The organism is Massilia sp. IC2-477, assembly GCF_020707265.1.
Classification (GTDB): domain Bacteria; phylum Pseudomonadota; class Gammaproteobacteria; order Burkholderiales; family Burkholderiaceae_D; genus Telluria.
Genome location: NZ_JAJFEQ010000018.1, coordinates 48,042 through 56,073, shown reverse-complemented (window position 1 = coordinate 56,073; position 8,032 = coordinate 48,042). Strand labels below are relative to the sequence as shown.

At 68.4% G+C, this 8,032-nt stretch carries 6 protein-coding genes; 4 read left to right on the top strand and 2 right to left on the bottom strand.

Translation table 11 applies throughout. The features are described 5' to 3' along the window. The first annotated feature begins 154 nt into the window (after positions 1–154). The 4 genes from LK542_RS23860 to LK542_RS23845 all read left to right on the top strand — a co-directional run bounded on the left by LK542_RS23860 (position 155) and on the right by LK542_RS23845 (position 3,969). Positions 155–595: a hypothetical protein gene (locus LK542_RS23860; protein WP_227813868.1), complete on the top strand. Its 441-nt coding sequence runs from the start codon at positions 155–157 to the stop codon at positions 593–595. Between the two features lie 192 nt (positions 596–787). Next, positions 788–1,408 (top strand): LON peptidase substrate-binding domain-containing protein, encoded by a 621-nt coding sequence (locus LK542_RS23855; RefSeq protein ID WP_227799669.1) that lies wholly within the window; start codon positions 788–790, stop codon positions 1,406–1,408. Between the two features lie 19 nt (positions 1,409–1,427). After that, positions 1,428–2,192, top strand: coding sequence for a hypothetical protein (locus tag LK542_RS23850; RefSeq protein ID WP_227799668.1), 765 nt, complete (start codon positions 1,428–1,430; stop codon positions 2,190–2,192). 256 nt (positions 2,193–2,448) lie between these two features. Next, entirely contained in the window at positions 2,449–3,969 is a 1,521-nt protein-coding gene (locus LK542_RS23845) for a DEAD/DEAH box helicase (RefSeq protein WP_227813867.1), read from the top strand. An 89-nt stretch (positions 3,970–4,058) separates the two neighbouring features. On the opposite strand, the gene LK542_RS23840 is transcribed toward LK542_RS23845, so the two are convergent. Together LK542_RS23840 and LK542_RS23835 are read right to left on the bottom strand one after the other, a co-directional pair. Then, positions 4,059–5,753, bottom strand: a complete 1,695-nt coding sequence (locus tag LK542_RS23840) for a response regulator (RefSeq protein ID WP_227799666.1) — start codon at positions 5,751–5,753, stop codon at positions 4,059–4,061. A 128-nt stretch (positions 5,754–5,881) separates the two neighbouring features. Further along, positions 5,882–8,032, bottom strand: a complete 2,151-nt coding sequence (locus LK542_RS23835; RefSeq protein ID WP_227813866.1) for a glycosyltransferase family 39 protein — start codon at positions 8,030–8,032, stop codon at positions 5,882–5,884.

Here is an 8,032-nt window from a genome sequence, read left to right as displayed (position 1 = left end):
GGCTGGGACTGCGGCATCGGGTAAGTCGCGCGGAGCGCCGGAAGGCTGGTTGATCGGAAACGCGCGGAAGAAGGTAGGATACGCATCCTTGCTGTGCTGGGGCGCACGCCACCATGCGCGTCTGACAACAGCATTATCGCTTAAAATTTATTTCATGCAACATTCCCACGCTTTCCCACTGGCCCTGCGCCGGCACTGGCCGCTGGCGGCCCTGAGTGGCGCCATCCTGCTAGTCCTGCTGTGGGGCATGCTTGCGCCGCTGCGGGGCGCCAGCCACGAGCTGCTGCTGGAAATCCGGGGACCGGAAACGCCCGCCACGGTGCGCCTGACCCTGGGTGTGCAGGACGTGCTGCTGCTGCGCAACGCGACGCGCGCGCCCCTCGTGTTCGGGCCGGTGCAGCTGGCGCCGGGCGGCGAGTTCAGGCTGCCGGTGGAAGCGGCGGGCGAGCAGGCGATTCCCTGTCCGCTGCTGCCGGGCGGGGTGCTGCGGCTGCGCGTGGTGCCGATGCCGGATCCGGGAATGGAGCGGCTGCGCTGGCGGCTCGGGAATTTCTCGCACGCGATCCGGACGCTGCCGCTGCAGGGGCCGGAGTAGGGTGGGCGGGGTAATTTCGGGCAATGCCCGGAATTACGAACGCCCACGCGGTGATACGAAACAGCTTCGCTTTCGTGCCGGATGATCTTGCTGTCAACCATCACCGCGTGGGCGGAATCCGCCCACCCTACGGGCGCTGCGGTAGCCCAATCGTGCTCCCGTTTCGCCCTCGATTCTGTCATGATGGGCATCATGTCCACGATAACCATGCCCTTGTTCCCGCTCAGTACGGTGTTGTTTCCGGACGGGGTACTGCCGCTGCAGGTGTTCGAGGTCCGCTACCTCGACATGATCAGCCGCTGCCTCACGGACGATACGCCGTTCGGGGTGGTGCTGCTCACGCAGGGACATGAGGTGCGCCAGCCGGATGGCGAGCCGGAGCGCTTCGCCGCGGCCGGCACCATCGCTTCCGTCACCGAAACCACGACCACCTCGCCCGGCCTGCTGCAGGTGCTGTGCCGCGGCGGCTCGCGCTTTTCGGTGGTGACCGCCGAACAGCGCCTGAACGGGCTGTGGATGGCCGAGGCCGAGCTGGTCGAGGACGACCACGAGGTGCGCGTCCCGTCCGAACTGCAGGGCGCCTCCGACGCCCTGGACCGCGTGCTGTCCTCGCTGCACGACGTACCGCGCCACCGCTGGCCGGTGCAGCCGCCGTTCCGTCTCGACGACTGCGGCTGGGTGGCGAACCGCTGGTGCGAACTGCTGCCCTTGCCCAATCAGCAGAAGCACCATATGCTCATGCTCGACAATCCCGTGATCCGGCTGGAACTGCTGCACGATGTCCTGGACGAACACGGCCTGATCACTTCCTGAGACCTCATCAAGTGCTGGCATGAAATTCTCGGACGACCTCCTGATTGCGTATATCAACGGTGAGCTGGCCGAGCCGGCGCGCGCAGCGGTCGAGCGGGCCATGCGCGCCGACCCGGTGCTGGCCGCGCGCATCGCCCAGCACCGGCGCGAAGGCGCCGGACGCGACAGCCGCTCACATATCTTCAGCGTCTCGGCCAATGGCCACGACGGCGGCAGCCGCCACCGCCAGGCGCCGGTACCCACCGGCAAGGTGGTCCACCTCGACGCCATCCGTCCCGGACGCACGGCCCCGCCACCACCGCCGCCTGCGAAGGCAGAGGCAGGCTGGACCCCGCGCCACTGGCTGGCGCTGGGCGCCGCCCTGGTGCTCGGCGCCGTCGGCGGCGCGCTCGGCTGGCAGCAGCTGCAGCCCGAGCCGGGCATCGTGATGCTGGAGGCCAGCGACGGCGCCCTGGTGGCGCGCGGGCGCCTGGTGGAGGCCCTCGGCGGCCAGCTGGCCAGTCCCGGACCGTCCGAGACCGGGGTGCGCATCGGCGTCACCTTCGTGTCGAAGGATGGCAGCTATTGCCGCAGCTTCGTGGTCGACACGACGGCCGGCCTGGCCTGCCGCGGCGGCGGGCGCTGGACGGTTCCCGTGCTGGCCCAGCCGCAGGCGGGCACCGCCTGGCTCGACGGCGCCACCCTGCCGCCGTCAGTGCAGGCCGCGATCGACGCCCGCATCGTCGGCACCACCCTCGACCCGGCCGCCGAGCGGGCGGCCCAGCAGCGCGGCTGGACACCCTGAATCGCATGATGCCGGGTATTTACACGGGAAAATGCCCGGAAAACAGGCCCTTATATACAGGGGGGTGGATTTCAGGTATCGTGTAGCCCGCTAAAGTGCCTCTACGTCCGCCCCTGCCCGTGCCGCTGCCCGGCGCTCTCCGCGGTCCCTGCGGTCCGGTTGCCGGCCCGCCGTCCCATCTGGAAGCTTCCTGTGCAGGCAGATGCGTGCCCGCAGGCGCAGCCGTAGAGCTAACGAAATACTGTCCAACAAGAATATGTCTGATATCCAGAATACTCCCAGCACCGATACCGCCGAGCTGGACCTGAATGTACCGGTCGAGCAGGTGAAGGCCGATGAAGCGCCGACCGTGCGCTTTACCGATCTCGGCCTGGCGCCGGAAATCCTGCGCGCGCTGTCCGACCAGGGCTACGAGCATCCGACCCCGATCCAGGCCAAGGCGATCCCGCTGGTGCTGCAGGGCCGCGACGTCATGGGCGCCGCCCAGACCGGCACCGGCAAGACCGCCGGCTTCTCGCTGCCGATCATCCAGCTGCTGCTGGCGCATGCCAACAGCAGCATGTCGCCGGCGCGCCACCCGGTGCGCGCGCTGGTGCTGACCCCGACCCGCGAACTGGCGGTGCAGGTGGCCGACAACGTCAAGGCCTACGCCAAGCACACGCCGCTGCGCTCCACCGTCGTGTTCGGCGGCATGGACATGAAGGGCCAGACCGTGGTCCTGAAAGGCGGCGTCGAGATCGTCATCGCCACCCCGGGGCGCCTGCTCGACCACGTCGAGCAAAAGAACATCAGCCTGTCGCAGGTGCAGATGCTGGTGATGGACGAAGCCGACCGCATGCTCGACATGGGCTTCCTGCCGGACCTGCAGCGCATCATCAACCTGCTGCCGAAGCAGCGCCAGAACCTGATGTTCTCGGCCACCTTCTCGCCGGAGATCAAGAAGCTGGCCAACAGCTTCCTGAACCAGCCGGTACTGATCGAAGTGGCGCGCAGCAACGCCACCGCCGAGAAGGTCACGCAGATCGTCTACAAGGTCGACGAGGAGCTCAAGCGCGACGTGGTCGAGCACATCATCCGCGAGCGCAACCTGAAGCAGGTGATCGTGTTCTCGAACACCAAGATCGGCGCCTCGCGCCTGTCGCGCCACCTCGAGCAGAAGGGCATCAAGGCGTCCGCGATCCACGGCGACAAGACCCAGCAGGAGCGCATGGCCGCCCTCGACGCCTTCAAGGGCGGCGCGGTGGAAGTGCTGGTGGCGACCGACGTGGCCGCGCGCGGCCTCGACATCTCGGACCTGCCCTGCGTGATCAATTACGACCTGCCGTACAACGCCGAAGACTACGTGCACCGCATCGGCCGTACCGGCCGCGCCGGCGCCTCGGGCGATGCGCTGTCGGTGTACTCGGACAAGGACGAGCGCCTGCTGGCCGACATCGAAAAGCTGATCAAGCAGGCCATCCCGCGCGGCGAGCTGGCCGGCTTCGTGGCGCCGTCCGCGCGCGCACGCGAAAGCAGCCGCGACTCCGGCCGCGACGGCGAACGCCGTGGCCGTCGCGAAGAGGGCGCTTCGCGTGGAGCGGAACGCGGCGAACGTCCGGCCCGCAGCAGCGGCTACAGCCCGACGCCGCGCCGCGAGAAGGTCGATCCGTGGTTCCTCAAGCCCTACGAGCCGTCGAGCGCGGCGCGCAAGGAAACCGTGACGCCGACGCCGGCCCAAGCCAAGCCGGGCAAGCAGAAGCTGGCCTTCCTGCTCGGTGGCGGACCACGGTCGAACTGATTTTTGTAGGGTGGGCGGGTCTACCGCCCACGCGGTCAACAATCGCCGGCACGGGCGCGACGTCTCAATTTGCGGCGCCCACCCTACGATCAAGCGGCGCGTCTTGCATGCAATGCCGCATGCACCCGATCCAGTAAATCCTGGTGCTGGTAAGGCTTGGCCAGCACGTCCAGCGACTTGTCGCGCGCCCCGCGCGCCGGCAGTTCGTCCATGTAGCCGGTGGTCACCAGCACCGGCATCCCCGGCCGGCGCGCGTGCACCTGTTCGATCAGCTGCAGGCCGTTCATCCCGCCCGGCATGATCACGTCGGTGAACAGCAGGTCCACCTTTTCCGATTCCAGCAGTTCCAGCGCGCGCTCGCCGCTGGGCGCCGACACCACCTCGTAGTCGGCCGCCGCCAGCATGGCCTCGGCCAGTTCGCGCACGTCCTCGTTGTCTTCCACCACCAGGATGCGGCACTTGCGGCCGGCTTCCTCGGCCTCTGCCGCGATGCCGTCGGCGCCGCCTGCCTCGTCGCGCAGCTGCTGCGCCACCGGGAAGATCATGCGCACCCGCGTGCCGCGCCCCGCTTCGCTCTCGATGTCGAGGCGTCCATGCGACTGCTGGACGAAGCCGTGCACCATCGCCAGCCCGAGGCCGGTGCCGAGGCCCTTGGTGGTGAAGAAGGGTTCGGTGGCGCGCTTGAGCACGTCCGGCGGCATGCCCTCGCCTTCGTCGTTGACGCAGATGGCGACATACTCGCCGGGCGCCAGCCGGTTGGCGAGGCGCCGCTCCTCGCTCACAACGGCGGTGCCGACGGTGACCGTGCCGCCGTTCGGCATGGCGTCGCGCGCGTTGATGACGACATTGAGCAGCGCCATCTCCAGGTAGGTCGGATCGAGCGAGCAGGGGGGCAGGCCGGGGCGCAGGTCGAGGCGCAGCTCGAGCTTGTCGCCGAGGGTGCGCACCAGCATGTCGGAAAAATCCACCACCAGTGAATTCAGGCTGACGCGCTTCTGCTCCAGGCGCTGCTTGCGCGCAAAGCTCAGCAGTTGCTGGGTGAGCTTGCCTGCCTGCATGGTCGCGCGCTGGGCGCGGCGGATCGGGTCGGCCGCGGCCGGGAGCTTGCCGGCGGTGAGCAGGGCCAGTTCCAGGTTGCCGTTGATGACCTGCAGCAGGTTGTTGAAATCGTGCGCCATTCCCGCCGACAGCTGGCCGATGGCTTCCATCTTCTGTGCTTGCAGGTTCGACTCGAGCATGCTGCGGCGCTCGGTGATGTCCATCTGCGAAGCGAAGAAATACAGCAGCTTGCCGTCCTGGTCGAAGATCGGGCCGATGAACAGCGCGTTCCAGAAGGGCTCGCCGTTGGCCTTGTAGTTGAGCAGGTCGACCGAAACCGCACGGTGTTCGCGCAGGGCCTTGCGGACCTCGTCCACGGTCGCGCGGTCGGTGTCCGGTCCCTGCAAGAAACGGCAGTTGCGGCCCAGGACATCCTTTTCCTCGTAACCGGTGAGGTCGAGGAAGGCGCCGTTGACGAACACGATGGGGTCGTCTTCCTGGTTGGGGTCGGTGACCAGCATCGGCATGCGCGTCATCTCGACGGCGGCAAAGAAAACGTTGGCGCGGTCGTCCAGGCCACGCTGGCCGATGTAGCCGGCCTGCCAGTGGTTGACACCAGGTCCGCCGGTCGGCGAGACGGTGTTGCCGTCGACTTCGCCCACCGCTTGCACGCCCATGCTCTGGCCGCCGCCCTGTACATCGAGCGGTTTGTCGAGATGTTCGTCTTTTTCCGATCCAGTTGCCATGGTGTCCCGATCATGCGGCCGCAATGGCGGCCGCGTTGGGATTCACTGTATCGGGATGGCGTGCGGGATTCCGTTCGTGAGCGCACACAGGGCTGGCCGCGCTTGACGCGGCTCAGCCCTTTGGTGGATCAGCGCGCGGCCTGGACCGGAGCCGGGGCGGGCGCTTCGGCGGCGCCGACGTCGGCGATGGTGATGTCGGTGAGGCCGATGCCGAGCTTGCGCTTGTCGGTACTGCCGCGGGTGGACGGCGAATCCGGCTGCGGGACGTCGATGACCAGGCTGCGCTGCGTGCCGTCGGTCTCGAAGCGCAGGCTGATTTCCTGCGGCGACGGTCCCAGGCGGAATTCCTTGCTGGCTTCGCCCACGTGCATCGTGAAGGGCAGGGTGGTGTTGATGCCGTAGGCCATCGCCGTCAGCATCACCCGCGCCTGCTTCGGCAGCGGCTGGTTGAGGTGCAGCACCACGCGCTTGGCATCCGACCAGCGGCCGAAGCCTTCGGCGTCCGACATGCCTTCGGCGTCCCGCAGCAAGCCGCTGCCGTAGGGCTGCGACAGGTGCGCGGTGCCGAGCGGCCGGTCGGTGGCGTTGGGCAGGCGTACCAGCAGGTAGCCCTCGCCCTGCTTGACCGGGCTCAGGCCCGGCGGCAGGGCATGGTTGCCGACGACCAGCAGCCATTTCTTGCGCATGGGGATCTGGTATTCCGGAATCGGCGCATCCGCCGGCAGGTCGAGCATGGCGGTATCCGGCGCGTCGATGTGGAACTGCGCGCGCATGACTTCCTGGATGCCGGTGGTGGCCACCGTGATGTCGTTGCGCTCGGCCTTCGGCACATAGTCGCGCGCGAAGCGGGCGCCGTGGTCGGTCGGCCAGCCCGGGCGCAGCTGGGCCAGGAAGCGATTGGTCTCCTGGGTGCCCAGCACCAGCATCAGCGGCACGGCAAGGAACACGAACAGCGGCGCGGCAAGCCGGTTGCCGGCCGCCCACAAGCCCAGCACCGCCAGGTCGAGGCCGATCACCAGCCAGCCGGTCCATTCGTTCAGCTTGATGGACGAGATTTCCGGACCGTCGACCGGGTTGGTCGAGAAGCCCGGCAGGCGCGACAGGGCGAACAGCAGCACCGCCGCCAGCGGCAGCGCGACCAGCCAGCCCAGCGGCGGCCTGGCCTGGCCAGCCGGGCGCCCCAGCAGCGTGGCGGCGAGGATGATCAGGAGCGGGAAAGCGAAGCTGTAGTAGCGCAGGTGCAGGCGGAAGATCTCGTGCGGGCCCTGGGCCACGATCGAGGCCGTGTAGGCGATGGTCATGCCGGCGGCCGAGCCCAGCATCAGGAAGGCGAACAGCTGCAGGCGCTTGAGCGCCGGGCTGGCTTCGCGCCTGGCCGTGGGGCTGACGATGGCGTGCGCCAGCAGCGCCAGCGGCAGTGCCAGCAGGATGACGAGCGCCATCAGGTGGCCGCGGCCGTTGATGAGGGCGGGCGCGATCAGGTCCAGGCGCGAGCGCGGGGCGCTGCCGGCGGCGGTGGCGTTGTAGAAACTGCCGAACAGGCTCAGTGCCGATTCGCCGGCGATCAGGTAGCCCAGGCCGAACTTGATGCCGAGCGCCAATGCCGGAGCGAGCACGGCGCACCCGAGCGCCATGCCGATCGCCGGACCGGCGGCGCCGTCGCGGCGCGCCATCCAGGCGTTCGCGGCCAGGTAGAGGCTGGCGGCCGGCATCAGGAACAGGGCGTGCACCTTCACCAGGCTCATCAGGCCAAGCACGACGCCGGCAATGAGCGCGCGCAGCACGGGCGTCCAGGGACGCGGCGACAGCGCCACCCAGGCCAGTACCGCGAAGCCGAAGTAATAGGTGGCTTCCGGCATGAAGTAGGCCGTATAGATGTTGACCGGCGCCAGCAGGGCCATGGCCGTCACCAGCAGGGCCAGCAGCGGGCGCAGGTAGGCGCGCGCCACCAGGTAGAGGAAGGCGCCGGCGCCGGCGAAGAACACGGCATTGCCGACGCGCACGCAGTCGAGGAACTCGGTGCCGCAGGACAGGGAGCCGCGCGCCAGCCACAGGTAGAGGTAGGACGGCACGATCGCTTCGCTGAGCGGCATCAGGCGCGCCATCTTGCTGTAGTACCACTCGTCGGCAAAGATGGCCGGGTTCAGGCCCAGGTTGCGGTAGAGCAGCCAGGCCAGCACGGCCACCAGGAGGGCGCCCAGCCACAGGCTTTGCCGTTTGCTGTCGGCGCTGTCGGCGCCGCTATGGGCGCTGTGAATGAATGCGTCGGTCTTCATCAT

Coding starts and splice junctions, on each gene's coding strand:
- LK542_RS23860 (WP_227813868.1), top strand. CDS start 155: ATGCAACATTCCCACGCTTTCCCACTGGCCCTGCGCCGGCACTGGCCG.
- LK542_RS23855 (WP_227799669.1), top strand. CDS start 788: ATGTCCACGATAACCATGCCCTTGTTCCCGCTCAGTACGGTGTTGTTT.
- LK542_RS23850 (WP_227799668.1), top strand. CDS start 1,428: ATGAAATTCTCGGACGACCTCCTGATTGCGTATATCAACGGTGAGCTG.
- LK542_RS23845 (WP_227813867.1), top strand. CDS start 2,449: ATGTCTGATATCCAGAATACTCCCAGCACCGATACCGCCGAGCTGGAC.
- LK542_RS23840 (WP_227799666.1), bottom strand. CDS start 5,753: ATGGCAACTGGATCGGAAAAAGACGAACATCTCGACAAACCGCTCGAT.
- LK542_RS23835 (WP_227813866.1), bottom strand. CDS start 8,032: ATGATGAAGACCGACGCATTCATTCACAGCGCCCATAGCGGCGCCGAC.